This is a genomic window from Streptomyces sp. AC602_WCS936 (assembly GCF_019049125.1).
Lineage (GTDB): Bacteria > Actinomycetota > Actinomycetes > Streptomycetales > Streptomycetaceae > Streptomyces.
The window spans coordinates 1-25,873 of the sequence record NZ_JAGMUF010000036.1 but is presented as its reverse complement, the minus strand read 5'-3'; the positions used below and the strand labels follow the sequence as shown (position 1 = coordinate 25,873).

Below are 25,873 nucleotides of genomic sequence, written 5' to 3'. Positions count from 1 at the left end.
TCACCGGTGGGACGTGAACTCCACGACCTGCTGGTAGGTCGGCCGGTTCTGCCAGCTGATGCCGCCGTGCTTGATGCCGCCGAGGGTGCGGTGGATGATCGAGTCGGCGCACCACTGGTCGCCGGCCGAGCAGTTGTCGTCGCCGGGATAGACCTGGGCGGGCGTCCGGCCCGCCGCCTCCTTCAGGGTGGTGACCAGGGTGTCCCGGCAGGCGGCCAGGTCGCCGCCGCCGCAGTACTCGCGCGCCAGCGGGCCCTCGACGGGCTCGCCGAGCACGGACCGGATGTCCTTGTCGACATAGCTCCACCAGCCGTACTGGAAGGCACTGCCGGCATGGGCGCCGGTCGGGCCGTGGGCGGCGGACGGTGACTCGTCGACGGGCAGGTTGCGGGTGAAGGCGGTGTACAGGTCGGTGCCGAGGCCCGGCTCGAACTCGGCCTTCACCAGCAGCGGCCACCAGGCGTCCAAGGTGCGGATGGCGTCGGCGTGCGCGTACGTCTCCGAGCCGGCCGACGTCTCCGTGCGCAGGCCGCCCGCTGCCAGCCACGCCTTGAGCCGGTCCACGGCCGTCTTCGCCGCGGGGTCGGTGACCGGCGCCGACTCGATCACCTTCAGCAGGTCGGGGACCACGCCCTCGGCCCGCAGGTCGGCGAGGCCCGCCTCGGCCATCGCCTTCACCAGCGCGGCCCGGGTGACGCCGCCGTCGGCGACCAGCTTCTTGACGCGGTCGTCGAGCAGGTTGCCGCGGTGGACGGAGCCGTTGCCCCAGGGGGCGGTGGTGTAGTCCCTGGCCTGCTTGTTGTTCCAGGAGACGTAGTAGTCCTGGTCCAGGGACTGCGGGTGGGCGGAGGGCGGGGTGTAGCGGGCCGTGTTGGCGGCCGGGTCCCAGTCCCGCCACTCGTACGCCGCCTCGGCCCAGACCGGGAAGTCGGCGTCGACGCCGTCCGCCCGCACCGGGTTGTCGCCGCTGTTGTAGTACGCGGTGTGCTCGGAGTCGGCGTAGAACCAGTTGAAGGTGTAGTTGATGTGCCGCACCGCGCTCTGGAAGCGCTCGGGGCTGTTCAGGTACTCCGGGTCGTTGAGCATCTGGAAGCCGATGATCGAGTCGGCCTCGTGCATGTACGACGAGCGCAGGGAGGTGTAGGCGACCTTCTTGCCGTCGACGGTGGCCCGGTACTGGACCGGGCCGTACTTGGTGCGCCAGACCCGCATCGTGTAGGAGCCGGCCTTGGTGCCGTCGGCGACGGTGGGCTTCCAGGCGTTCTTGCGCTCGACCTTCTCCATCGGCGTGCATTCGCCGCGGTAGAGGTAGTGGTGGTCGTCCTGGCACAGCTCGACCGCGTAGGTGTCGATGATGTCCTGGCCGGAGGTGGTTGCGCTCCACGCGTAGTCCTGTCCGCGGCCGAGTTCGACGTACATGCTCAGGCCCGCGAAGGAGGCGCCGCGGGCGCTGATGCCGGGGCCCTGGATCTCCTGGAGCATGAGGAGCTGAGGCGCGAAGTATCCGGTCTGCGGGCCGAAGACGGCGACCGGGTGGCCGCTTGCGGTGTGCTCGCCGCTGACGACGAGGGCGTTGGACATGCCGCGCCGGGCCGAGGAGAGGGCCGCGTCCGCGGCGCCGGCGGAGGCTTCGGTCGCGCTCGACGCGGCGGCGCTGCCGGTGCGGTCGTACACCAGGGGCTCCGCCTCGACCGAGCCGGGGTCGGGCAGGGCGCGGCCCCGCGGGTTCTCGGGCGGCGTCAGGTACAGGAAGCTGCCGTCCTGCTGGGTGAGGACCGCCTCGGGGTCGTTGCGCTGGCGGAAGGACTCCCAGACCTCGGTGCCCTCTTCGACGCCGTACTTCTCCTGGGCGGCGAGCAGCGAGAGCGCGTTGGTGACCTCGCCGCCGCCTCCGGCGCCGAAGAGGGAGCCGATGACGGACGCGAGTGCGATCAGGTCGGCGCGCTCGAAGTGCTCGATGGTGCCGGCGTTGGTGATGGGGTTCTTGTGGCCGGTCAGCACGTACTCGCCGGGGAAGTAACGGCCCTTGTCGGAGGCGTCGATGTAGGCGTTGATGCCGGCGAGGTAGGCGTCCACGTCGGCCAGGGCCAGCTTGCCGCGCTCCCCGGCCTTGGCGGCGGCGCTCTCGATCTGCGCCTCCAGGTCGGCCTCGGTGTACGGGGCGGTGCGCCAGAACTGCTGCTCCAGGCCCTGGTTGGCGGGGGCGCCGCCGGCGAAGGGGGTCAACTGGCCGCGTCCGACGTGCCGGAAGAGGTCCATCAGCCACAGCCGGTCCTGGGCGGCGGCGTAGCCGGCGCCGAACTCGGTGCCGTAGCGGGTGGTGCCGGTGATGTGCGGCACACCGGTCTTCTTGTCGCGGACGATGGTCACGTCGTCGCGTCCGGCAGGTCGGACGGTGGAGGCGACCTGGCCCTCGGGGACACCGAAGGAGGCGTCGTTGAAGAAGGTGTTGATCTTGTCGTTGGTCAGGCCGGTGTAGCCGGTGGCGAGGTTCGCGTAGGGCCCGAGCTGGTCCTCGGCGTGCGCGGGCTGGGTGCCGAACGCCTGGTTGAGGAGGATCTGGGCGAGGGTGGCGTTGCCGTTCTGGCCGGGCGGCAGGATGTCCGAACACTGGCCGCCGCAGTGGTCGTTCGCCGCCGCGGGTGCGGCGGCTGCGGCCGGGGTTTCCGCGTCGGCGGCCATCGCCGGGGAAAGCGGTGACAAAAGGCCGGCAACGAGGGCGCATACGGACGCGCCCTTCAGGAACCCGTGGAAGCCGCGGGGAGTTCTCAGTCTGTCGAGGGCGTTGCGTGGGGTGCGCCGTGGCATGGCAGCTCCTCCCGACTGGGGGTTGGCCGGACGTTACCGCCGGTATCCCCGAGTTGGAAGATGAACATGCGTCACTTTTTGGAGCGGGTGGATCGGCTTATGAGGGGCATCGGAAAACGGATGGAGCCGAATCGCCTGTCGATACGTCTATTCGGCGACGTCCGCTGGACGACGCCGAAGTGACCGAAGTACAGGTGCAGGTGTGACGGAGGTGCAGGGCGATGGCCGGTTTCCGGAGTCTCGCGAGACAGGTCCGAGATCCACGGTGCGACCTGGCGCTACGGCGCTACTCGCTGCGCAAGTGCCTTGAACGGTTCGCCCCTTACGGGCACAGGGCGACCTGGGACCATCTGTGCTCGCGGGCCGGGTTCGGCCCGGAGGACCGCTCCCCGGACCCAGCGCGGCTCGTGGCCGCACTGGAGGAGCTGGAGGAGGCGCGGTCGGTGTGGCTGGCCTACGAGGTCGAGTTCGCCGAGCGGCGCAGGAAGGAGAAGCACGACGGGCTGCGCAGGCCGGGCAGCGTGGACGACTGGCACCGGCTGACCTGGGGCGGTTTCGGGGTCGCCTGGTGCGACGACCCCCGGGTCCACCCCGACGGACCGCTGGCGGAGGTGCTGCGCGGGCTGATCTCCGCGCTGGAGCGTGAACCGGGCTCGGTGTGCCCGGTCTGCGACGGGGAGCGCCTCGTCTGGAAGTACGACCTCGACCACGAGCCCTCCACGGGCCCCGTCTGCACGGACTGCGGAATCCTCGTTCCGCGGCCCGTCCTCACCCCCGACGCGCTGGCGGACGCCCGGCGGGGACGGTTGCTGATGTCGGCGTAGCCGGCCCGGGGGTGCGCTGGGGATGCCGCACCCCCGACGGGACGCGTCCGTGGCCGTACGGACGTCACGGCCCCGTCACCGCGCCGTCAGTCGCAGCACTCCGTCTCCCGTTCCGGGGCGCGGCTCGCGGACTTGGGGGCCGCGGCGGTGTCGCGGCGCTCCACCAGCAGCCGGGAACCGGTGAGGCGTTCACCGAAGACGTCGTCGGGGTTGGACAGGACGCAGGTGTCGAGGGACAGGCAGCCGCAGCCGATGCAGTCGGTGAGGTGGTCGCGCAGGCGGTTCAGCTGCTTGATGCGTTCGTCCAGTTCGGAGCGCCAGGACGCGGAGAGCCGGGCCCAGTCCTCCTCGGTGGGCGTGCGCTCCTCCGGCAGTTCGGCGAGCGCCTCGCGGATCGTGGCAAGCGGGATGCCCACGCGCTGGGCCGCGCGCACGAAGGCGACCCGGCGCAGCGCGTCACGGCTGAAGCGGCGCTGGTTGCCGGAGGTGCGGCGACTGGTGATCAGGCCCTTGGACTCGTAGAAGTGCAGGGCGGAGACGGCGGCGCCGCTGCGCGCGGCGAGCTGGCCGACCGTGAGCTCGTGGATCTTCTCGGGAATCTGAGGCACTCCTCAGACCCTACCGACCCGGTCACCCGCCTGGACGACTCCGGTCCGTTGACAGTCGCTGCGCGGACGACCATGCTAAGCAGTCGCTTAGAGTCGCGCACACGCGTCGCGCACACAGGTCGAGCGAGCAGAGAGGCCGGGACATGGCAGAGCCGAGGATCTTCACATCCGCCGACGAGGTGAAGGCGGCGGTCGGCGAGCAGCTGGGGTACACCGACTGGCTGGACGTCGACCAGAAGCGGATCGACCTGTTCGCCGAGGCGACCGGCGACCACCAGTGGATCCACGTGGACCCGGAGAAGGCCGCCACCGGGCCGTTCGGCACCACCATCGCGCACGGCTACCTGACGCTGTCCCTGCTCCCGCTCTTCGGGCCGCAGCTGATCAGCGTCGAGGGCGTGAAGATGGGCGTCAACTACGGCACCAACAAGGTCCGTTTCCCCTCCCCCGTCCCCGTCGGCTCGCGCCTGCGCGCCACGGCGACGATCACCGGGGTCGAGGACGTCAAGGGCGGCATCCAGGTGGCCGTCGCCTTCACCGTGGAGCGCGAGGGCGGCGACAAGCCGGTGTGCGTCGCCGAGTCCGTCTCCCGGTACTACCTCTGAGCTACCGCCCCTGAGCGGCGCCGGACGGTTCGGCGCCCACCATGCGCAGTACGAGGTCGGCGTAGAGCGCGCCGACCTCGTCGGGCGTGCGCGGACCGTTCACGTTGAACCAGCGGGCGACGTCGATGCAGAGCGACAGCACGGCCAGCGTGGTGCCCTTGACGTCCGGCACGTCGAACTCGCCCGTCGCCACGCCGTCCTCGATGATGCCGCGCACCGCGGCGTCGCACTGCCGGCGCAGGGCGAGGATCTCGTCGCGGGCCTCGGGGCCGAGCGCGTCCAGTTCGTACTGCACCACCCGCGCGGTCGTGCGCCGCCCGGCGTGCCAGCGCACGAAGGAGCTCACGGCGTCGGCGAGCCGCTCGGTGGCGCCGCCCTCGCCCTGGGCCGCGGTCCGCAGGATGGCGACCGCCCGGTCGTGACCGATCCTGCTGATGCGGTGGAGCAGTTCTTCCTTGGTCTTGTAGTGGATGTAGAGCGCGGCCGGGCTCATGCCGGCCCGCCCGGCGATGTCGCGGGTCGTGGTCGCGTGGTACCCGCGCTCGGCGAAGGCCTCCACCGCGGCGACCAGGAGCCGCCGGGCCGCGTCCGGGGTGACCTCTTCCCACGGCTCGATGTCGCCGCCCGTCGTCTCGGCCGCCGTACTCATCGCTTGTTCGCCCCTCTCGGTGACAGGAGCACCACCATACCGCCGAGTATGAGCGGTCGCTTAGTGCGGCAGCGTACGGCTGGGAGGTCAGCTCAGCTTCTCGAAGGGGTCGTGCTCGGCGAGGAGCTTGTCCAGTCTCGCCTGGTCGACCCGGCTGACGATCTGGACGGCTTCCTGGCGGTCACGGATGATCTTGGCCAGCGTGAAGGCCGAGGTGACCAGGTAGAGAACGGCTATGGCGAGGAAGGCGCGCACCCAGGCGTCGGCCTGGAGGTTGTAGATGCCGACGGCGGTGGCGATCATCGCGACCGCGAACGAGGCCACGGCCTGGCCGTAGAAGGCCGCCGTGTTCTGCTGCTTGACCGGTGTGTCACTCATGGGGAAAAGGATCGGCGGATGTGGTCCGGGCCACATCCGCCGACGTACTCAGTTCTCGTACTCAGGAAGTTCCCACCAGACGCTCAGAAGGCCGAGACCCCGGTCAGCGCCCGTCCGATGACCAGCTTCTGGATCTGGCTGGTGCCCTCGTACAGGGTCATCACGCGTGCGTCGCGCAGCAGCTTGCCGGCCGGGTACTCGTCGATGTAACCGTACCCGCCGAAGACCTGGAGGGCGTTGTTGGCGGCGCGGACGGCGGCCTCCGAGGCGAAGAGCTTGGCCTTGGAGGACTCGACGGTGAAGGGCTGTCCGCGGTCGATCAGGTCGGCGACCCGCCAGGTCAGCAGCCGGGCCGCGTCCACGTCGAGGGCGATGTCGCTGATCAGCTCCTGGACGAGCTGGTGGTGGGCGATGGTCTTCCCGAACTGCTCGCGCTCGCCCGCGTACCGCACGGCCGCGTCCAGGGCGGCCTGGGCTATGCCGACGCAGCCCGCCGCGACCGACATCCGCCCCTTGGCGAGGGCCGACATGGCCACCGAGAAGCCCTTGCCCTCGGGGGCGAGCATCGCGGAGGCGGGGACGCGGACGTCCTCCAGGACGAGTTCGGCGGTGGTCTGGCCGCGCAGCCCGAGCTTGCCGTGGATGGTGCGGCGGGTCAGGCCGGGCGTGTCGGTGGGCACCAGGAAGGCGGAGACGCCCTTGTGACCGGGGGCGTCGGTGGAGCGGGCGAAGAGCAGCACCACGTCGGCCCAGGTGCCGTTGGTGATGAACATCTTGGTGCCGTTGACGACGTAGTCGTCGCCGTCGCGCACCGCGCGGGTGGAGAGGTTCCCCGCGTCCGACCCCGTGCCGGGCTCGGTCAGGCCGAAGCAGCCGACGTACTCGCCGGAGGTGAGACCCGGCAGCCAGCGCCGCTTCTGCTCCTCGTCGCCCCAGGCGGCGATGGTCTTGGCGACCAGGCCGAGGGAGACGGAGACGATCCCGCGCACGGAGCTGTCGCCCCGGCCCAGCTCCTCCGTGACCAGGCAGTAGGCGAGGTGGTCGCCGCCGGAGCCGCCGTACTCCTCGTCGACGGTCAGCCCGAGGAAGCCGACCTCGCCGAGCTTCTTCACGATCGCCCGGTCGACCTCCTCGGCCCGGTCCCAGGCGACGACGTTGGGGGCGATCTCGCGCTCCACGAAGTCCCGGGCGAGCCGCCGTACGGCGGTCTGCTCCTCGCTGAGCTCCAGGTTCATGCCGAGTCACCCCACAGGAAAGAAAGCTTGCGTCGTGGCTTGCGTCGTTCTTGAAAGCCGTACATTTAAATTAGCACTGCTAGTTTCTGCTCGCAGCCCTACTATGTGCGCCATGGCCCGACCGCGCAAGCCCCTGCTCAGCACCGACCGGATCGTCGAGACGGCCCGCGCGCTGGTGGACGCGGAGGGCCTCGCGGCCGTCTCCACCCGCCGGCTCGCGGCGGAGCTGGGGGTCAGCGGCCCCTCGCTCTACAACCACTTCCGCACCAAGGACGAGATCCTGGAGGCCGTCGCCGACTCGGTGAGCGCCCAGGTCGACCTGTCGATGTTCGAGGACGGCCGGGACTGGCGGACCGCGCTGCACGACTGGGCCGTCTCCTACCGGGCGGCCCTGCGCGACCACCCGAACATCGTCCCGGTCCTGGCCCACGGCCCCGGTCGCCGGCCGGCCGCGCTGCACCTCGCGGACGCCGTCTACGGCGCGATGGTCCGGGCGGGCTGGCCGCCGGCCCAGGCCACCTCCATCGGCGCGCTGATGCGGTACTTCGTCATGGGGTCCGCGCTCGGCTCCTTCGCCCGGGGCTTCCCGGACGACGCGAGCGCCTACGACCCGGCCGACTATCCGCACCTCGGAAAGGCCCACCTCCTGGCCGAGCAGCAGGAGAAGATCGACGAGCGGGCCTTCGAGACCGGGCTGACAGCGCTGCTGGACGGGCTGGCGCAGCAGTACGCACAGGTCGCGCGGGGCGCCTGAGCACACTTCGGCGCCTGCCGAACCGTGCGTCCCTCATTCTGGAACGCATGACCGAGAAGGACGCCGGAGCACCGGGACTCGCGCGGCTGGCCGGGCTTATCGCCGACGAGACCAGGGCCGCGTGCCTGCTGGCCCTGCTCGACGGGCGGGCGTGGACCGCCGGTGAGCTGGCCCGGCACGCCGGGGTGGCCGCCTCCACGCTGAGCGAGCATCTGGGCAAGCTCGTCGCGGGCGGGCTGCTGGCCGAGGAGCGGCAGGGGCGGCACCGGTACGTGCGGCTGGCCGACGAGCGGGTCGCGCAGCTGGTGGAGGACCTGGCCGCGCAGGTGGCGCCCGAGGCGCGGCGTCCGCGCACCCTGCGGGCGTCGAGCGCCGGGTCGGCGATGGCCCGGGGCCGCACCTGCTACGACCATCTCGCCGGGCGGCTCGGGATCGCGGTCACCGACGCGCTGACCGGGCTCGGGCTGCTGCGCCAGGACACCGGCTTCGCGCTCACGGACGCCGGGCTCGGCTGGTTCGAGACCGCCGGGATCGCCCTGCGGCGCACCGGCCGACGTCCGCTGGCCCGGGCCTGCCTCGACTGGACCGAACGCCGCCCCCACCTCGCGGGCGTCGCGGGCGCGGCCCTGTGCCGGCACGCCCTGGACTCGGGCTGGTGCGTGCGCATCGGCTCCGAGCGGGCGGTGAAGGTGACGCCGGCGGGCGAGGAGGCGCTGTCCGGGTTGCTGGGCATCGATCCGGTGGCGCTGCGCTGAGCCGCGCGCGTCCCGCGTCCGGAATCCGCCGGTCGCCTCCGCCCTTCCTTCCTAGCCTCGGGAGCATGATGAGCAGCACCCCGTCCCGCCGTCCGGACCTCCTCGCCGCCTGCGCGGCCGCGGTCACCGTCGTCCTGTGGGCCTCCGCCTTCGTCTCGATCCTCCCCCATAGCCTCAAGGGCATGGGGGGACCCCCATCGCCGGCGAGGCCTACTCGCCGGGCGCGCTGGCGCTCGGACGGCTGCTGTCGGGTGTCCCGACGCTCGGCGTGATCTGTCTGCTGCGCAGGGAGGGGCTGCCGCCGCGCCCCGCCTGGCGCGGGATCGCGATATCGGGCCTGCTGTGGTTCGGCTTCTACATGGTGGTCCTGAACTGGGGCGAGCAGCAGGTGGACGCCGGTACGGCCGCCCTCGTGGTGAACGTCGGACCGATCCTCATCGCCCTGCTCGGCGCCCGGCTGCTCGGGGACGCGCTGCCGCCGAGGCTGCTGGCGGGGATGGCGGTGTCGTTCGCCGGTGCGGTGACCGTGGGGCTGTCGATGTCCGGCGAGGGCGGTTCCTCGCTGTTCGGGGTGGTGCTGTGCCTGCTGGCCGCCGTGGCGTACGCGGGCGGGGTGGTGGCCCAGAAGCCCGCGCTGGGCCACGCGAGCGCGCTCCAGGTGACGACGTACGGATGCCTGGTCGGCGCGGTGCTCTGCCTGCCGTTCACCGGGCAGCTGGTGTCGGAGGCGGCCGACGCGCCGCTCTCCGCGACGCTGAACATGGTCTACCTGGGCGTGTTCCCGACCGCGCTGGCATTCACGACGTGGGCGTACGCCCTGGCCCGTACGACCGCCGGCCGCATGGGCGCGACCACGTACGCCGTACCCGCACTCGTGGTCCTGATGTCGTGGCTGGCCCTCGACGAGGTGCCGGGGCCGCTCACCCTGGCCGGCGGCGCGCTGTGCCTGGCGGGCGTGGCCGTGTCGCGCTCCCGGAAGCGGACGCGGGCCGCGACCTCGGCCGAAGCCCTGGAGTCGCGGCCCGAGAACGCCTCGCGGTCAGCGTGAACGCGCCCGGCCGGCCAGCACCTTGATGGACACCAGGGCGATCACCGAGAGGGCGATGATGTAGCCGGAGACGGCCATCGAGGTGCCCGTCACCTCCAGGAGCAGCACCATGACGAAGGGTGCGAGCCCGCCCCCGCCGACGGCCGCGATCTGGTAGCCGAGCGAGGCGCCGGTGTAGCGCATCTCCGGCGTGAACAGCTCGGCGAACAGGGCGGCCTGGGGGCCGTACATGATGCTGAGGAAGCAGCTGGCGACGAAGGTGCCGACCGCCAGCCACACCAGCGAGCCGGTGTCGATGAGCAGAAACAGCGGGACCGCCCACACGGCGATGCCGACCGCGCCGGCGGTGTAGACCCGGATGCGGCCGAACTTGTCGGACAGGGCGGCGGCGGCCGGGATCAGCACCAGCTGGGTGAGGCTGACGCAGAGCGAGACGGCGAGCACCGCGCCGTGCTCCATGTCCAGTTCGCGGGTGGTGTAGTCGAGGACGCCGGTGATGAGGATGTAGAACGTCGCGGTGTTCACGGCGAAGGAGCCGCCGGCCAGCAGCACGGTGCCCAGGTGCTCGCGCATGATCGTGCGCAGGGGCGAGGACTGCTCGCCCCGCTCCTTCTCGGCCAGCGCCCGTTCGGCCGCCCGGAATTCGGGGGTCTCCTCGACGCGGGTGTGGATGTACCAGGCGAGACCGAGGACGAGCAGGCCGACCACGAACGGCACCCGCCAGCCCCAGGCCTCGAAGGCCGACTCGGAGGTGAACGCCCCGGCCAGCAGGAAGACGGTGTTGGCGGTGACCACGCCGATGGGGACACCGAGCTGGACGACGCTGCCGTAGATGCCGCGCTTGCCCTCGGGGGCGTACTCGGTGGCCAGCAGCATCGCGCCGCCCCACTGGGCGCCGACGGCGACGCCCTGCACGATGCGGAGCAGGACCAGCAGGATCGGGGCGGCGACGCCGATGGTCTCGTAGGTGGGCAGCAGGCCGATGCCCGTGGTGGCCACGCCCATGAGGGTGAGCGCGAGGACCAGCATCGGCTTGCGGCCCCTCTTGTCGCCGAGCTGACCGGCGACGACGCCGCCGATCGGCCGGGCGAGGAAGCCGACGGCGAAGGTGGCGAAGGCGGCCAGGACCCCGGCGGTGGGGCTGCCCGCCGGGAAGTACAGGTCGCCGAGGACGAGGGCGGCGGCGATGCCGAAGACGAAGTAGTCGTACCACTCGACGGCCGACGCGAGGGCGGCGGCGGTGGCGACTCGGCGGCGGTTGGGGGCCGCGGGCGGGGCGGTGGTGGGGAGGGGCTGAGCGGAGGGAGGGGTGTCCATACGTGCACGCTCCGGTGGTACGGGGGACGTCGGGGACGTGTGGGACGTTCCCGGGAACGTACTGACCGGACGGTATGTGGTCAACGGTCGTGCGGGATGTTTATCGAAGGGCGACCGTCGGGGGCGGCGGTGCGCAGGCACGGGGGCAGGGGGTGCCGGGGCGGTCCCGGCACCCTCCGTGTCCCGCGTGCTCCCGACGCGGGCGGCTGGAAGACCATCGGTGTCAGAACACCACCAGCGCCCGCCCGCCCTTGCCCGCCAGCATGTTCTCGAAGGCGGCCGGGATGCCGTCCAGGGCGATGCGTTCGGTCACCAGGGCGCCGAGGTCCAGGCGGCCGGCGCGGACGTGCTCGGCCAGCACCGGGAGGTCGCGGGCGGGGTCGGCGTTGCCGTAGACGCAGCCGGAGAGGGTGCGGCCCCAGTGGAAGATCTCCAGGGCGTTGAAGGTGACCTGCTGGTCCTTGCCGCCGATACCGACGACCGTGGTGCGTCCGCCGCGCCGGGTGGATTCCCAGGCGGTGCGGATGGTGACCGCGCGGCCGACGCACTCGACGGCGACGTCGACGCCCTGCTTGCCGGTGAGGGCGCGGATCTCGCGGGCGGTGGTGTCGGAGGCGACGAGGTAGTCGGTGGCGCCGGCGGCGCGGGCCAGCTCCTCCTTCTCCGGGGACACGTCGACGGCGACGATCTTCGAGGCGCCCGCGATCCGGGCCGACTGGAGGGTGGCGAGGCCCACTCCCCCGACGCCGAACACGGCGACCGTCTCGCCCTCGCGGACCTTCGCCGAGTGGTGGACGGCGCCGTAGCCGGTGAGGACGGCGCAGCCGAGCAGCGCGGCGTCGGTGAGCGGGATGCCGTCGGGGCAGGGCAGCACGCACCCGGCGTCCACCACGGTCTCCTCGGCGAACGCGGCGACGTTGAGCCCGGGGTGCAGGTCGGTGCCGTCGTCGGCGCGGCGGGCGTGCGCGTTCGCGGCGCCGGTCAGGGCGTTCGCGCAGAGCCAGACCTCGCCGAGGGAGCAGGCGTGGCAGGCACCGCAGGACGGGGCCCAGTTGAGGACGACGTCGTCGCCGGGGGCGACGTGGGTGACGCCCTCGCCGACGGAGAGGACCGTGCCGGCGCCCTCGTGACCGAGGACGGCGGGCAGCGGGACGCGCATGGTGCCGTTGGAGAGGGACAGGTCGGAGTGGCAGACGCCGGCGGCGGCGAGCTTCACCCGGATCTGCCCCGGGCCGGGATCGGGCAGCTCTATCCCGGTGACCTCCAGGGGGGCGCCCACGGCGGGGACGACGGCGGCACGGACAGCGGTACGGACGGCCATGACGTGGAGTGCTCCCGTGGCTAGAACTGGAGGGACTTGGTCTGGAGGTACTCGGTCAGGCCGTGCAGGCCCAGCTCGCGGCCCACGCCGGACTGCTTGTAGCCGCCGAAGGGGGCCAGCGGGTTGAAGCGGCCGCCGTTGATGTCGACCTGACCGGTGTCCATGCGGCGGGCGAAGGCGACCGCCTCGGCCTCGTCCCCGGCCCAGACGGCGCCGGCGAGGCCGTAGACCGTGCCGTTGGCGATGCGCAGGGCGTCGTCCTCGTCGTCGTAGCGGAGGATCGACAGGACGGGGCCGAAGATCTCCTCCTGGGCGATGGTCATGTCCTCGGTCACGTCGGCGAAGACCGTCGGGCTGACGAAGCAGCCCTCCTCGCGCGGTGCTTCGGGGCCGCCGGCCACCAGGCGCGCGCCCTCGGCGACGCCCTTCTCGATGTAGCCGCGCACGCGTTCCTGCTGCTTGGCGTTGACCAGGGGGCCGATCCGGTCGGCGTACTTGGCGGCGGCCTCGGCGGCCAGCTCCACGGCCTGGTCGTACTGGTCGCGGTGGACCAGCATCCGGGTCCAGGCGCTGCACGTCTGGCCGGAGTTGGACATGACGTTGGCGACGCCGACGTTCACGGCCTTGGCGAGGTCGGCGCTGGGGAGGATCACGTTGGCGGACTTGCCGCCGAGTTCCAGGGCGACCCGCTTGACCGCGGCGCCCGCGGTGGCGCCGATCCGGCGGCCCACGGCGGTGGAGCCGGTGAAGGAGACCAGGTCGATGCCCGGGTGCTCGGCGAGGGCCTGCCCGGCGACCGGGCCGAGGCCGGTCACCAGGTTGAAGACGCCGGCGGGGACGCCGGCCTCGTGCACCGCCTCGGCGAAGAGCTGGGCGGTGAGCGGGGTGTCCTCGGCGGGCTTCAGCACGATCGTGCAGCCGGCCGCGAGCGCCGGGGCGACCTTGGCGACGATCTGGTGGAGGGGGTAGTTCCAGGGCGTGATGGCGCCGACGACGCCGATCGGCTCGTGGTGGACGACGGAGTTGCCGACCTTCTCCTCGAAGGCGTACGTCGCCGCCAGCTCGGCGTAGGAACCGGCCACCGCGATGGGGGCGGCGGCGTGCACGGCCTGCGAGAACTTCAGCGGCGAGCCCAGCTCGGCGGTGACGGTCCCGGCGATCTCGTCCTTGCGGGCCACCAGCACGTCCCGCAGCGCGGACAGACGTGCGGCGCGCTCGGCGGGCGGGGTGGCGGCCCAGCCCGGCAGGGCGGCGCGCGCGGCCCGTACGGCGGTGTCGACGTCCAGGGCGGTGCCGGCCGGGACCTGGCCGATGACCTGCCCGTCGGCCGGGTTCACGACGTCGATCGTGTCCCGTCCGTCGGCGTCTCGCCAGGCGCCGTCGATGTACATGCCGTCGTGTGCCTTCATCGGGTTCCTTCCGGGCGGGCCTCGTCGTCCGAGCCCCAAACTAGCGCCGATAGTTTTACGGCACCAGGGGCGGCCGTCATGGTGGCGCGGGTCACCTTCCCGGAGGGCCGGAATCCCGGCGGTGTCACTCCTCCAGGTCGGGCAGCCGCGCCGGGGCGGGGCAGATCCGGTCGCCGTGCTGGTCGAAGACGAACAGGTGGGCGAGGTCGACCAGGAGGGGGACCTGCATGCCGTGGCGCAGGTCGATGTCGGGGGTGGTGCGGACGATCAGGTCGCCGGGGAGGCGGCCGTCCGGGGCGGCGACCGCGGGTTCGGCGCCGGGGTCCGACAGGGGCTCGTCCATGACGACGACCGGTCCGGCGCGCAGGGCACCGGCCCGTTCCTTCAGCCGCTCCAGGACCGTGCCGTCGCTACGGCGGCGCCGGGCCGGGCGGGCGGCGGGGCGGGGGGCCTCCAGGTCGGGGACGACGGCCGGGTGCGAACCGGTGTCGAAGTGGACGAGGACCTCGTGGCCCTGGAACTCGACGTGCTCCACCAGGCCGGTGAGCAGCACCTCGCCGGGGCGGGCGGAGGAGGGCTTGGCGATCCGCACGGCCTCCGAGCGCAGGCCGACGATGACCTCGCGGCCCTGCTGGACCCGGAGCAACTGGTGGTCCAGGGAGAGCGGCTCGGGCAGGCGCAGGTACTGCTTGCCGAGGCTGATGGTCATCGCGCCGTCCAGCGGGGCCCGAACCAGGCCGCGCAGCAGGTTGATGCGCGGGGTGCCGATGAAGGCGGCGACGAAGACGTTGCGCGGCAGCGCGTACACCGCGCGGGGGCTGTCCACCTGTTGCAGCACGCCTCCGCGCAGGACGGCGACGCGGTCGCCGAGGGACATCGCCTCGGACTGGTCGTGGGTGACGTAGACGGTGGTGACGCCCAACTCGCGGGTCAGCTTGGTGATCTCGGCGCGCAGGTGGTTGCGGAGCTTGGCGTCGAGGTTGGACAGGGGCTCGTCCATCAGGAAGGCGGTGGGGCGGCGGGAGATGGCGCGGCCCATGGCGACGCGTTGGCGCTCCCCGCCGGAGAGTTCGGCGGGGAAGCGGTCGAGGAGGTCCTCGATGCCCAGCATCCGGGCGGTGGCGTCCACGCGCGGGCCGTGGTCGGCCTGCGGGTCCTCGACGCGCAACGGGAAGCCGATGTTCCCGCGGGTCGTCATGTTGGGGTAGAGGGCGAAGTTCTGGAAGACCATCGCCATGCTCCGCTCGGAGGGGAGCAGGTCGTTGGCGTAGGCGCCGTCCAGCAGCAGCCTGCCCTCGGTGATCTCCTCCAGACCGGCGATCATGCGCAGCACGGTGGACTTGCCGCAGCCGGACGGGCCGAGCAGGACGAGGAACTCGCCGGGCGCGATGTCCAGCGACAGCCGGTCCACCACGCGGACGCCTCGCGCGTAGGTCTTGCTCACGTCGTGCAGGGAGATGGCGCGTGTCATGAGAGGTCCCCCGGGGGCTCACTGAGCGCTGGTGCTCCGCGGTCGGACGCCCTCGTGCGGGTCGTACGGGGCGTGTGAGTCACGGAAGTTAACGGAATGTGCGCGGCCGGGGGAAGACGCCGGACCCAATCTCGGTGCGGGTGTCCATCTGGTGAGAAAGCGGACGATCGTGTTCAGGGCGCGGCTTCAGGGTGCGGCGGCGCCTCAGTCGTCCGAGTCGCGGCCGTTGCTCCGGCCGTTCCCGCCGCGGCCCGGCGCGCGCACCAGTTCGCCCGCCAGGAGCGTCCCCTTGGCCACCGCCCGCGTCCAGCGGGGGCCGCCCCGGGCCGCCCACACCACGCAGACGCAGCCGCCCACGGCCAGGAGGAGTACTGCGGACAAGAGGACCAGGATCATGTTCGCTCCCTGCTTTCCGACGCGGTTCGTGTCATCTTGCCAGTCCGCCGCCGGACGTCACCGTCGGCGGCCGGCTCGCCGGACGGGGAGCGCAGGGCGACGCCCGAGGACAGGAGCAGCAGCGCGCCGAGCATCACGAACGGCGCGGCGACGCCCGCGACGCCCGCGATGAGGCCGGCCGCGGCGGGCGCGGCGACCTGGCCGAGGCGGTTTCCGGTCAGGCGCAGGGCGAGGGCGGTGGAGCGGGCGTCGTCGGGGGCCGCCTGGACGACAGTCGTCATGGACAGCGGCTGGCCGACGCCGAGGCAGAAGCCGAGGACGACCAGCATCAGCGCGAGTGCCCACACCGGCACCGGCAGCGCGACGCCCGCGCACAGCAGGGCGGCCAGCAGACAGGTGACGGTGAGCAGCGCCGTGCGGCCCAGCAGCCGCAGCAGGGGCGTCAGCACCAGCCGGCAGGCGATGGTGGCCGCCGCACGGAGGCTGAGCAGGACGCCGATCACGGCCGGGGAGATGCCCCGGTGCTCGCCGACCACCGGCAGGTAGGCGGTGAGGATGTCGGTGGCGGACAGCACGGACAGGCTGATCAGGATGCCCGCGGGTACGCCCCGGGCGCGCAGGATGCTCCCCACGGGCACGCGCGCGCCCGCTTCCGTACGGGACTTGGCGGCCCCCGGGTGCTCTATGCGCCACAGCGACGTGAACGCGACCGCCGCGCCCGCGCCCGCCACCACCAGGGCCAGCGCGCTGCTGCCCGCCATGTCGTGGCCGCCGATCAGCCCGCCCGCAGCGATGGGGCCGACCAGCTGGCCGAGCGAGGCGCCGATGGTGAAGTGGCCGAAGTTGCGGTCCTGTTCGTGCGGCGCGGACTGGCGGGCGACCAGCGACTGGGCGCCGATCACGAAGCACAGGTGGCCGAGGCCCATCACGCCGCTCCACAGGGCCATCGCCCACAGGGAGCCGGCGACGCCGCTCAGCGCGCAGCCGCCCGCGATGAGGACCACGCCGACGGGCAGCAGCGGCGCGCAGCGACCGTGGTCGGTGCGGCGGCCGAGCGGGACGGCGGCGAACAGGGGCAGCAGCGCGTATACACCGGCGATGACGCCGACCGCGCGCTCGTCGGCGCCCAGCGCGAGGGCCCGGTAGGAGACGGCGGGCCGGGCCATCGACACCGCCCCCTGCGCGAAGCCGAAGGCGATGACGAGGCGGAGCAGCCAGCCGCGGTTCCCACCGGGCGCCATGATTGTTTCCTTTCCGAACCGCCGGTTCCCCGGACGGCTCCGTCACGGAGCCGTCCGGGGAATCGGGCCGATCATCGGATGATGACGAATGATCAGATGATGCCGAACAGGATGCCCGCCGCGAGAATGACCAGGCTCGTCAGGACCGCCCACTTCACGACGAACTTGGTGTGGTCGCCGAACTCGACCTTGGCCATGCCGACCAGGACGTAGACGGCCGGGACGAGCGGGCTGGACATGTGCAGCGGCTGGCCGACGATCGAGGCGCGGGCGATCTCGATCGTCGACACGCCGTGCGCCTGACCGGCCTCGGCGAGCACCGGGAGGATGCCGAAGTAGAAGCCGTCGTTCGACATGAAGTACGTCAGCGGCAGGCTGAGCAGGCCGGTGACCAGGCCCATGTGCGGGCCCATGCCGTCGGGGATGGTGTCCACGAGCCAGTTGGCCATGTGGTCGACCATGCCGGTGCCGGTGAGGACGCCGGTGAAGACGGCGGCGGCGAAGACCATGCCGGAGACGTTGAGGACGTTGTCGGCGTGGGCCGCGATCCGGGCCTTCTGGTCGGGGATGTGCGGGAAGTTGACGGTGAGCGCGAGCGCGGCGCCGATCAGGAACAGCACCGGGATCGGCAGCAGCTCCATGATCATGGCGGTGAGCAGCGCCACTGTGAGCAGCGCGTTGAACCAGTACAGCTTGGGGCGCAGGGTGGCGCGGTTGGGGTCGAGGCCCTGGAAGTCGTCGTCCGAGTCGGCGTCCGGGGCGGCGGCGTCCCCACCGGAGCCGTCGTGGCCGGAGGCCGCGGCACCCGCCCCCGTACCCGCACCGGCCCCGGACTTGGCCCCGGACTTCGCGCCCGAGCCCGCCCCGACCAGCACCGTCTCGCTCTCCGGCTCTCGCACCAGCGCCTCGTCCAACGTCAGCGTGCCCAGCCGCCTGCGCTCGCGCAGACCGAGCACGTACGCCAGGACGACGACCGCGAGCAGACCGACGGCGAGGGCCGGGATCATCGGGACGAAGATGTCGGTCGCGTCGACCTTCAGCGCGGTGGCGGCGCGGGCGGTGGGGCCGCCCCACGGCAGGGTGTTCATCACGCCGTTGGCCATCGCGGCGACACCGGTCATCACGACCAGGCTCATCTTCAGCCGCTTGTACAGCGGGTACATCGCCGAGACCGTGATCATGAAGGTGGTGGAGCCGTCGCCGTCCAGCGAGACGATGGCGGCGAGCAGGGCGGTCCCGACGACGATGCGCATCGGGTCGGCCTTGCAGAACCTCAGGATGGCCCGGACGATCGGGTCGAAGAGCCCGACGTCGATCATCACCCCGAAGTAGACGATCGCGAACATGAGCATCGCCGCGGTGGGGGCGAGGCTGGACACGCCGTCGATGACGTAGTCGCCGAGGTGGGCGCCCTTGCCGACGAACACGCAGAACAGCGCGGGGATCAGCACGAGCGCCGCGATCGGCGACATCTTCTTCATCATGATCAGGACCAGGAAGGTCGCGATCATGGCGAAGCCGAGGATGGTCAGCATGTGTGAGTACCTAACGTTCGCCCTTGAACATTCCACCGGGGCAGGCGGTGCGAGCGACGTTAGGTGCCGTGAAGCCGCGTTAACAAGACGTTGACATGCGAGCAATAAGCGCAAAACTCCAGGTCACAGCTTTGCGTCGGTCAGCGGTGTGAGCGTTACGGGTACGCCGTTGAGGACCGCGTTGCCGGAGAGCGGGTCGAGCCGGCTGCCGTCGAGGAGCTGGTTGACGTTGACGCCGGGGTCGGTCGCGGCGTGGGTGAGGCGGGTGCCGGGGCGGTCGTGGCCCCAGCCGTGCGGCAGGCTCACCACGCCGGGCCGGACGGTGTCGGTGACCTCGGCGAGGGCGGTCACCTCTCCCCCGGCGCCCTTGACGCGCACGGGCTGACCGTCGCCCACGCCGAGGCGTTCGGCGTCGTCGGGATGCAGGTGCAGGGTGCAGCGGTTGGAGCCGCCGGTGAGGGCGGGGACGTTGTGCATCCAGCTGTTGTTGGACCTCAGGTGGCGGCGGCCGACGAGGACGAGCCCGGCGGGGCGCTCGGCCAGGGCCCGCCTGAGGCGCGGCAGGTCGGCGGCGATCGGTCCCGGCAGCAGCTCCACCTTGCCGCTGCGAGTCTTCAGCGGCTGCGGGAGGCGCGGGCGCAGCGGGCCGAGGTCGACGCCGTGGGGGTGGGCGAGCAGCCGGTCCAGGGTCAGCCCGTCCTGGCGGGCGCCGAAGCCGTCTCCGTACGGGCCGAGGCGCAGCATCAGGTCGAGGCGCCGCTCGGGGCCGTTCGCGCCGGTGAGGCGGCCCGCCAGCTCGCCGGGGTCGCGGCCGTGGACGGGTGAGTGCGGGTCCCGTACGGCCTTGTCGAGGGTCTGCCGGACGACCATGGTGTCGACGGTGGCCGGGTCGGTGCCGTGCCCGCCGGTGACGGCCAGGGTGAGGCGGGCCAGGATCTCGGTCTCGGCCATCCGGCCCGGCTCCAGCGGGACGGCGGGGCGGGTGTAGCGGACCTGGTTGCGCACGGCCAGGGTGTTGAAGGCGAAGTCGTGGTGCGGGCTCTGCGCCGGCGGGGGTGGCGGTAGGACGACGTGGGCGTGGCGCGAGGTCTCGTTCAGGTACGGGTCGACGCTCACCATGAAGTCGAGCGAGGCCAGCGCCTTGTCGAGGCGGTCGCCGTCGGGTGCGGACAGGACGGGGTTGGCGGCCACGGTGAGCAGCGCGCGGACCGGCTCGCCCTCGTCGGTGGCGGTGTCGATCTCCTCGGCGAGGGCGGACAGCGGAAGCTCGCCCTTGGCCTCGGGGTGAGCGCTCACCCGGGAGTGCCAGCGGCCGAGCGCGAAGCCGCGGCCGGGTCCGGCGGGGCGGGGTGTCCGGTCGGTGGCCGCCTGCGGGAAGAGGGCGCCGCCGGGGCGGTCGAGGTTCCCGGTGAGGACGTTGAGGACGTCCACGAGCCAGCTGGCGAGGGTGCCGTGCGGGACGGTGCAGCTGCCGATGCGGCCGTAGACGGCGGCGGTGGGGGCGGCGGCGAGTTCGCGGGCGAGGGCGCGGGTCACGCCGGCGTCCACGTCGCAGGCGGCGGCGACGGACTCGGGGGTGAAGTCGCGCAGGGCGTCCTCGACTTCGCCGGCTCCCTCGACGTGCGGGGCCAGCGCGCCGAGGTCGACCAGGCCCTCCTCGTACAGGACGTGGACCATCGCGGCCAGCAGCAGCGCGTCGGTGCCGGGGCGGATCGCCACGTGCCGGTCGGCGAGCTTCGCGGTGCGCGTGCGGCGCGGGTCGATGACGGTGAGGGTGCCGCCGCGGGCCCTGAGCGCCTTGAGCCGGCCGGGGAAGTCCGGTGCGGTGCACAGGCTGCCGTTGGACTCCAGCGGGTTGGCGCCGATGAGGAGCAGGTGGTCGGTGCGGTCGAGGTCGGGGACCGGGATGGCGTTCGCGTCGCCGAAGAGCAGCCCGCTGGAGACGTGCTTCGGCATCTGGTCCAGCGTGGACGCGGTGAACAGGCTGCGGGTGCCGAGGGCGCCGAGCAGGAGGTTCGGGTAGAGGGCTCCGGCCATGGTGTGCACGTTGGGGTTGCCGAGGACCACGCCGACGGAGTGCGGTCCGTACCGCTCGACGACGGGCCGGACACCGGCGGCGACCGCGTCGAACGCCTCCTCCCAGGTGGCCTCGCGCAGTTCGCCGTCCCTGCGCACCAGGGGCGTGCGCAGCCGGTCGGGGTCGGAGTCGACGGCCCCGAAGGATGCGCCCTTGGGGCAGATGAACCCTCGGCTGAAGACGTCGTCGCGGTCGCCGCGGGCGGCGGTGACGGTGGTGCCGTCGATGGTGAGGGCCAGGCCGCAGGTGGCCTCGCACAGGGGGCAGATACGCAGGGCGGTGCGGGACACGGGTCCTCCCGGGAGGGCGGCGGCGTTGACCTCTCGGCGCGAGCATACCGACCGGTAGGCATGCTGGGGAGACCTTGGGCCGACCACCGCGTGAACAGCTGAACGGTCGTGGACGGCGGACCGTCAGTCCAGAACCCGCCCCAGATACGCCCGGAGCAGCTCCCTGGCCTCCGCGATGATCTTCTCGTCCCCGTCCGGCGCGACCCGGAAGGCGAGCTGCACGAGGGTGTCGGCGGTCTCCACGGCGACCAGGAAGGCGCGTCGCAGATCGTCGTCGGGGCGGCGGCCGACGTAGCCGGAGAGCAGCTCGGTGAGCCGGTCGGCGACGCGGTGGTTGGGGACGGCGTGGCGGTCGCCCACCGGGATCTGGTTGCCGAAGTCGATCAGGGAGAAGCCGGGCGCGGTCCGCTTCATCGCCAGGTACTCGTCGAGCACCGCGTCCAGCGCCCCGCGCCAGCCGCCGTCGGCCGACTCCGTCAGCCGTTCGGTGACGCGCTCCGCGTAGCGCTCCAGGTTGCGCTGGGCCAGCGCGTCGGCCATCTGCCGCTTGTTGCCGAAGAAGCGGTACACCGAGCCGATGGGGACGTCCGCGCGCAGCGCCACGGCCCGGGTGCTCAGCGCGTCGTAGCCGACCTCGTCGAGGAGGTCGGCGCAGGCGTCGAGGATCCTGGTCAGCCGTTCGGCGCTGCGCCGCTGCACGGGGGCACGGCGGAGCGGGGTCGCTCGGTACACGGTGCTCATGATGCCCTCCCGCCGCGCTCGGGTGAACTGCGACCTCCGGTACGACCTCCGGTACGGAAGGGAGCGGTGTCCGTACTCATCGGGCCGCCGCGGGGTCGGACGGCGTCCGGCTCCCCGCGCCCTCCGGTATCTCCTCCGGCCGCGTCGCCTCGGTCGGCTCCGCGTCCGACGCCGTGACGTCCGCCGTGCTCTCGACGGGTTTGCCGTCGACGGCCCAGACGGTGCCGTCGTCGGCGTAGAGACGGACCGTGAGCTGGTGCGTGCCGCGTGGCACGAGGTCCGCGTCGAGGCGGTGGTCCGGGCCGCGCAGGCGCGCGATGAGATCACCGTCGAGGAAGAGGTGGGCGAGGCCGCGGCCGGGCACCGCTCTGCTCTCCGTGCCCGCCGGCGAGAATCTGAAGTCGCGCACGGTCAGCCGTACGTCCCAGCTGTCGTCGCCGGCCGGTTGCACCTCGATGCCGACCTCCGGCGCGTGCTCGGCGTCCACCTCGCGGTAGCTCCGGCCCTCCTCGTCGGTGGCGTCGAGCAGCCTGCCCACCGGTGTGGCCGAATCACCGGCCTCCGGTTCGCCGGCGTCACTGGAGCCGCAGCCCACGGATCCGGTCAGCAGCAGGACACAGACCGCGAGCACGGCGAGCACTCTCCGCGTCCACGACATAACGAGAGACTAGAACACCGGTCCGACCGTGCGGATCGCCCGGAGGTCTGGTTCCGGTCATCATCCTGCGGAGGGACAGGTATGACAGGCATGGGGACGAGTGTGCGCCGGGAAGCCCGTACGACCTCTTGCGCCCGGGAAACCGCAATCCTACGGTGTCCCATAGGAATCGGGTGGGACACGGGTTGCGAGGGAGCGATCGATGAGTGGGGACGCGCGGAAGACCGCGGAGGGGCTGGCCTACCTGTCCGGCTTCGGCAACGAGCACAGCTCGGAGGCGGTTCCGGGCGCGCTGCCCGAAGGCCGGAACTCGCCGCAGCGGGCCCCGCTGGGCCTGTACGCGGAGCAGCTGAGCGGCACGGCGTTCACCGAGCCGAGGGCGCACAACCGCCGCTCGTGGCTGTACCGGATCCGCCCGTCGGCCGCCCACCCGGCGTTCACCCGCACGGGCAACGGCCCGATCCGCACCGCCCCCTTCACCCAGGCGGTGCCGGACCCGAACCGGCTGCGGTGGAACCCGCTGCCCGAGCCCGAGGCCGGCACCGACTTCCTCGCGGGCCTGTGGACGCTGGGCGGCAACGGCGACGCGACGCAGCGCACCGGCATGGCCGTGCACCTCTACCACGCCACGTCGTCCATGGAGCGGGTCTTCAGCGACGCCGACGGCGAGCTGCTGATCGTGCCGGAGCGCGGCGGCCTGCTGCTGCGCACCGAGTTCGGGCTGCTGCACGCCGAGCCCGGTCACGTGGCGCTGGTCCCGCGCGGGGTCCGCTTCCGCGTGGAGCTGCTCGACGCCGACGCCCGCGGCTACGTCTGCGAGAACTACGGCGCCCCCTTCCAGCTCCCCGACCTCGGCCCGATCGGCGCCAACGGGCTCGCCAACGCCCGGGACTTCATGGCGCCGGTCGCCGCGTACGAGGACGTCGAGGGCCCGGTGGAGGTGGTCAACAAGTTCTGCGGCAACCTCTGGACGGCCACGTACGACCACTCCCCGCTCGACGTGGTCGCCTGGCACGGCAACCACGTGCCGTACGTCTACGACCTGCGCCGTTTCAACGTCATCGGCACCATCTCGTACGACCACCCGGACCCGTCGATCTTCACGGTGCTCACCTCCCCCTCCGACACCCCGGGCCTCGCGGGCGTCGACTTCGTGGTGTTCGCGCCGCGCTGGCTGGTGGGCGAGGACACCTTCCGACCGCCGTACTTCCACCGGAACGTGATGAGCGAGTACATGGGCCTGATCGAAGGGGCCTACGACGCCAAGGCGGAGGGCTTCGTGCCGGGCGGCGGCTCGCTGCACAACATGATGTCGGCGCACGGCCCGGACCGGGAGACCTTCGACCGGGCGAGCGCCGCCGAGCTGAAGCCGCAGCGGATCGACGACGGACTGGCGTTCATGTTCGAGACGCGCTGGCCGGTGACGCTCACGCCCCAGGCGGCCCGCGCCGAGCACCTGCAGCAGGGCTACGACGACGTCTGGCAGGGCCTGGAGCGTCACTTCCGCCCCTTGCACTGAGGATTCACTACCGGTACGGATGGCCCGTGACCTCCTTCGCCCCGGACTCCATCGTCCTGAACCGCAAGCTGCCGCTCTGGTACCAGGTGTCGCAGTCGCTGCGCGCGTCGATACTGGGCCGCTCGCCCCGGGACCCGCTGCGGCTGCCCACGGAGGAGCAGCTGGCCGGACACTACGGGGTGAGCGTGCTGACCATGCGGCAGGCGCTGAAGGAGCTGGAGGACGAGGGGCTGATCACCCGCCACCGGCGGCGCGGCACGTTCATCGAGCCGGACGTCAGGCGGGGCGCACCGGTGCGGCTGCTGGGCTCGGTGGACGCGATCGTGGCCCAGCAGTCCGGCATGAAGGCCGAGCTGCTGGACCACGGCACCGGGCCCGTGCCGCCCGAAATCGCCGAGCACTTCCCGGAGTTGCCGCAGGTGGGGACGTACCACCGGCTGCGCTGCGACGAGCAGACCGGCGAGCCCACCAACCACGCCCGCAACTACGTCCGTCCCGAACTGGCCGCCCGCATCGACCCCGACGACCTGGTCCGCCGGCCGATGACCAAGGTGCTGCGGGACGTGCTGGGCATGGACATCAGCCGGATCACGGACACTGTTCAGGCCCGGCTCGCCGACCCGGAGACGGCTCGGCTGCTCGAAGTGCCGCTGCTCAGCCCGATCCTGCACTACACCGGCATCACGTACGACACGGCGGGCCGGGTGCTGGACGTGGCGGTCATCCACTACCGGGGCGACCGCTTCTCCTTCACGGTCACCCTGGACGCCACGTGAGCGTGTGGTGCCCCGTCGTACGATGCCCAGCGTGACGCACGACGACGCCCCGCCGCTGGCGGACCTCATGCCGTGGTCCGTCGCACCGCCGCGGCTCGGCCGGGGGTGGCCGGCGGCCCCCGACGCGGCATCCCTGAAGGCCCGCTGGGAGGCCCTGGTGAAGGCCGAGGGCCCCGACCGCGAGGCCCTGTTCGAACCGACGCGCTCCCGCACGCTGCACACGGCGGTCGGGCGGCTGCCGGGCACGTCCGGCGGCACGGAGAAGCTGCTGCGCGCCTCGGGGCCGTGTCCGGAACCGGTCCGGGTGCTGCGCGCGCCCTTCGACGAGCAGTGGCTGATCCCGGACCAGCGGCTGATCGACGCGGCCCGTCCGGAGCTGTGGCGGGTGGCGGACGAACGGCAGGTGTTCGTCGTGGCGGCCACCGGCGCCCCAGGCACCTCGTCCGGCACCTCCGGCACCCCCGAGACCCCAGGACCCCCTCCGCTCCTCGCGACCTCCCGGCTGCCGCTGTTCGGCCCCGCCCGCGTCCGCCCGCTGTACCGCCGCCCCGGCGGTGCGGAGCCGAACCTGGCGCCCGGCCTCCTCGACCACCTGGGCGCCCGCCTCGGCCGGCGCCCCGAGCCGCCGGACGTCCTGGCGTGGGCGGTGGCGACGGTACGGGCAGACTCCCGCGTTCCGCTCACCGCGGACCCGGCGCTGTGGGAGCGCGGCGTGGAGCTGGGCCGGCGCGCCCTGTGGCTGATGCGCCGCGACGGCGAACGCCCCAAGCTGCCCGGCGGCCGCCGCCCGTACGTCCGCGCCCCGCTGCCCGCGCGCCCGTTGACGCTGCGCTACGACCGGGACGAGGAGGCCCTGTACCTGGACGAGGGTCGCGTCTCCCCCGTGCCGCCCGGCGCCTGGGACTTCGAGGCGGGCGGGGTCCGGGTGCTGGAGCAGTGGTTCGCGGCTCGCACCGCGGAGGGCGAGCCGGGCACGCTGGAGGCGGTCCGCCCGGCGGCCTGGCCGCAGACCTGGACGTCGGAGCTGCTGGAACTGGTCACGGTCCTCGCGCTGCTCGCCGAGGTGCGCCCACGGTGCGGGGAGCTGGAGGTGACGGCCCGCATCACCGCGTCCGAGCTGCGCGAGGCGGGCGTCCTGCCGGTACCCGCGGCTGCCCGTAGGCCCGCGTCCGTGCTGGACGGGCAGGAGGAGGGGCCGGAGGGCCAGTTGGCGCTGCTGTAGACCACCGGACGTCCCTGCGGCGCCCCTGACGCTCGGGCACCCCGGCCCTCCGGCGGTCTCACGCCCAGCCCCCGCCACTCCGGCTGGCACCCGGGCCCGCCAGCACGCGGGCGGCCCCCACTCTCCGCCCCTCGGGCGTCCCCCGCCCCGGCGCTCGGAGGCCCCCGCCCCCGGCACTCCCCTGACCTCCGAGCCCACCAGCACGCGGGCGGCCCCCACTCTCCGCCCCTCGGGCG

General features: G+C 72.6%; 22 protein-coding genes and 1 pseudogene. 8 read left to right on the top strand and 15 right to left on the bottom strand.

The genetic code is table 11. From position 1 onward, the window contains the following. Entirely contained in the window at positions 1 to 2,808 is a 2,808-nt protein-coding gene (locus tag KUM03_RS14215; protein WP_217248155.1) for a penicillin acylase family protein, read from the bottom strand. A gap of 221 nt (positions 2,809 to 3,029) precedes the next feature. Between KUM03_RS14215 and KUM03_RS14210 the strand changes: the two genes are divergently transcribed. Then, the gene (locus KUM03_RS14210; RefSeq protein ID WP_073730985.1) at positions 3,030 to 3,632 is read left to right on the top strand and encodes a hypothetical protein; all 603 of its coding nucleotides are present in this window, start codon (positions 3,030 to 3,032) and stop codon (positions 3,630 to 3,632) included. 86 nt (positions 3,633 to 3,718) lie between these two features. On the opposite strand, the gene soxR is transcribed toward KUM03_RS14210, so the two are convergent. Beyond that, the gene (gene soxR / locus KUM03_RS14205; RefSeq protein ID WP_217248153.1) at positions 3,719 to 4,240 is read right to left on the bottom strand and encodes a redox-sensitive transcriptional activator SoxR; all 522 of its coding nucleotides are present in this window, start codon (positions 4,238 to 4,240) and stop codon (positions 3,719 to 3,721) included. A 143-nt stretch (positions 4,241 to 4,383) separates the two neighbouring features. On the opposite strand from soxR, the gene KUM03_RS14200 reads away from it, so the two are divergent. Continuing rightward, on the top strand, positions 4,384 to 4,845 hold the full coding sequence (locus KUM03_RS14200) for a MaoC family dehydratase (protein WP_217248151.1): 462 nt from the start codon (positions 4,384 to 4,386) through the stop codon (positions 4,843 to 4,845). A 1-nt stretch (position 4,846) separates the two neighbouring features. Here the strand turns inward: KUM03_RS14200 and KUM03_RS14195 are convergent, their stop codons facing one another. The 3 genes from KUM03_RS14195 to KUM03_RS14185 form a co-directional block, all read right to left on the bottom strand. Further along, complete coding sequence (locus KUM03_RS14195) at positions 4,847 to 5,494, bottom strand: TetR/AcrR family transcriptional regulator (protein ID WP_217248149.1); 648 nt, start codon at positions 5,492 to 5,494, stop codon at positions 4,847 to 4,849. 87 nt (positions 5,495 to 5,581) lie between these two features. Next, a complete protein-coding gene (locus KUM03_RS14190) occupies positions 5,582 to 5,872 on the bottom strand; it encodes a YiaA/YiaB family inner membrane protein (RefSeq protein ID WP_073730989.1) in 291 nt (96 codons plus the stop codon). Positions 5,873 to 5,955: 83 nt separating this feature from the next. After that, positions 5,956 to 7,107, bottom strand: a complete 1,152-nt coding sequence (locus tag KUM03_RS14185; RefSeq protein WP_217248146.1) for an acyl-CoA dehydrogenase family protein — start codon at positions 7,105 to 7,107, stop codon at positions 5,956 to 5,958. 112 nt (positions 7,108 to 7,219) lie between these two features. On the opposite strand from KUM03_RS14185, the gene KUM03_RS14180 reads away from it, so the two are divergent. The 3 genes and pseudogenes from KUM03_RS14180 (at position 7,220) to KUM03_RS14170 (ending at position 9,664) form a co-directional block, all read left to right on the top strand. Continuing rightward, positions 7,220 to 7,861 (top strand): TetR/AcrR family transcriptional regulator, encoded by a 642-nt coding sequence (locus KUM03_RS14180; RefSeq protein WP_217248144.1) that lies wholly within the window; start codon positions 7,220 to 7,222, stop codon positions 7,859 to 7,861. Between the two features lie 47 nt (positions 7,862 to 7,908). Then, complete coding sequence (locus KUM03_RS14175; RefSeq protein WP_217248142.1) at positions 7,909 to 8,616, top strand: helix-turn-helix transcriptional regulator; 708 nt, start codon at positions 7,909 to 7,911, stop codon at positions 8,614 to 8,616. Between the two features lie 68 nt (positions 8,617 to 8,684). Beyond that, a pseudogene (locus tag KUM03_RS14170) lies at positions 8,685 to 9,664 on the top strand (DMT family transporter). Here the strand turns inward: KUM03_RS14170 and KUM03_RS14165 are convergent. The 10 genes from KUM03_RS14165 to KUM03_RS14120 all read right to left on the bottom strand — a co-directional run bounded on the left by KUM03_RS14165 (position 9,656) and on the right by KUM03_RS14120 (position 22,120). Continuing rightward, positions 9,656 to 10,981, bottom strand: a complete 1,326-nt coding sequence (locus KUM03_RS14165) for an MFS transporter (protein WP_217248133.1) — start codon at positions 10,979 to 10,981, stop codon at positions 9,656 to 9,658. The pseudogene KUM03_RS14170 and the gene KUM03_RS14165 overlap by 9 nt on opposite strands. 223 nt (positions 10,982 to 11,204) lie before the next feature. Then, on the bottom strand, positions 11,205 to 12,302 hold the full coding sequence (locus KUM03_RS14160) for a Zn-dependent alcohol dehydrogenase (RefSeq protein ID WP_217248125.1): 1,098 nt from the start codon (positions 12,300 to 12,302) through the stop codon (positions 11,205 to 11,207). Between the two features lie 20 nt (positions 12,303 to 12,322). Then, positions 12,323 to 13,711 carry an aldehyde dehydrogenase family protein gene (locus KUM03_RS14155; RefSeq protein ID WP_217248122.1) on the bottom strand — a complete coding sequence of 463 codons (1,389 nt, stop codon included), beginning with the start codon at positions 13,709 to 13,711 and terminating at the stop codon, positions 12,323 to 12,325. A gap of 124 nt (positions 13,712 to 13,835) precedes the next feature. Continuing rightward, positions 13,836 to 15,182, bottom strand: a complete 1,347-nt coding sequence (locus KUM03_RS14150) for an ABC transporter ATP-binding protein (protein WP_217248119.1) — start codon at positions 15,180 to 15,182, stop codon at positions 13,836 to 13,838. 204 nt (positions 15,183 to 15,386) lie between these two features. Beyond that, positions 15,387 to 15,578, bottom strand: a complete 192-nt coding sequence (locus KUM03_RS14145; RefSeq protein WP_217248117.1) for a hypothetical protein — start codon at positions 15,576 to 15,578, stop codon at positions 15,387 to 15,389. Continuing rightward, positions 15,575 to 16,819, bottom strand: a complete 1,245-nt coding sequence (locus KUM03_RS14140) for an MFS transporter (protein WP_217248115.1) — start codon at positions 16,817 to 16,819, stop codon at positions 15,575 to 15,577. Before KUM03_RS14140 ends, KUM03_RS14145 begins: the two co-directional genes overlap by 4 nt. Before the next feature lie 92 nt (positions 16,820 to 16,911). Beyond that, the gene (locus KUM03_RS14135; protein ID WP_217248113.1) at positions 16,912 to 18,354 is read right to left on the bottom strand and encodes a CitMHS family transporter; all 1,443 of its coding nucleotides are present in this window, start codon (positions 18,352 to 18,354) and stop codon (positions 16,912 to 16,914) included. A 123-nt stretch (positions 18,355 to 18,477) separates the two neighbouring features. Beyond that, positions 18,478 to 20,721 (bottom strand): molybdopterin oxidoreductase family protein, encoded by a 2,244-nt coding sequence (locus KUM03_RS14130; protein ID WP_217248110.1) that lies wholly within the window; start codon positions 20,719 to 20,721, stop codon positions 18,478 to 18,480. Positions 20,722 to 20,844: 123 nt separating this feature from the next. Next, positions 20,845 to 21,462 (bottom strand): TetR/AcrR family transcriptional regulator, encoded by a 618-nt coding sequence (locus tag KUM03_RS14125; protein WP_217248102.1) that lies wholly within the window; start codon positions 21,460 to 21,462, stop codon positions 20,845 to 20,847. A gap of 76 nt (positions 21,463 to 21,538) precedes the next feature. Then, on the bottom strand, positions 21,539 to 22,120 hold the full coding sequence (locus KUM03_RS14120; protein WP_217248100.1) for a hypothetical protein: 582 nt from the start codon (positions 22,118 to 22,120) through the stop codon (positions 21,539 to 21,541). A gap of 202 nt (positions 22,121 to 22,322) precedes the next feature. Between KUM03_RS14120 and hmgA the strand changes: the two genes are divergently transcribed. From hmgA to KUM03_RS14105, 3 genes are read left to right on the top strand one after another with little or no spacing between them, the layout of a single operon-like run. Next, the gene (hmgA, locus tag KUM03_RS14115; protein ID WP_217248099.1) at positions 22,323 to 23,639 is read left to right on the top strand and encodes a homogentisate 1,2-dioxygenase; all 1,317 of its coding nucleotides are present in this window, start codon (positions 22,323 to 22,325) and stop codon (positions 23,637 to 23,639) included. A gap of 26 nt (positions 23,640 to 23,665) precedes the next feature. After that, positions 23,666 to 24,415, top strand: a complete 750-nt coding sequence (locus KUM03_RS14110) for a GntR family transcriptional regulator (RefSeq protein ID WP_217248097.1) — start codon at positions 23,666 to 23,668, stop codon at positions 24,413 to 24,415. 22 nt (positions 24,416 to 24,437) lie between these two features. Beyond that, the gene (locus tag KUM03_RS14105) at positions 24,438 to 25,637 is read left to right on the top strand and encodes a type ISP restriction/modification enzyme (protein ID WP_217248095.1); all 1,200 of its coding nucleotides are present in this window, start codon (positions 24,438 to 24,440) and stop codon (positions 25,635 to 25,637) included. The last annotated feature ends 236 nt before the right edge of the window (positions 25,638 to 25,873 follow it).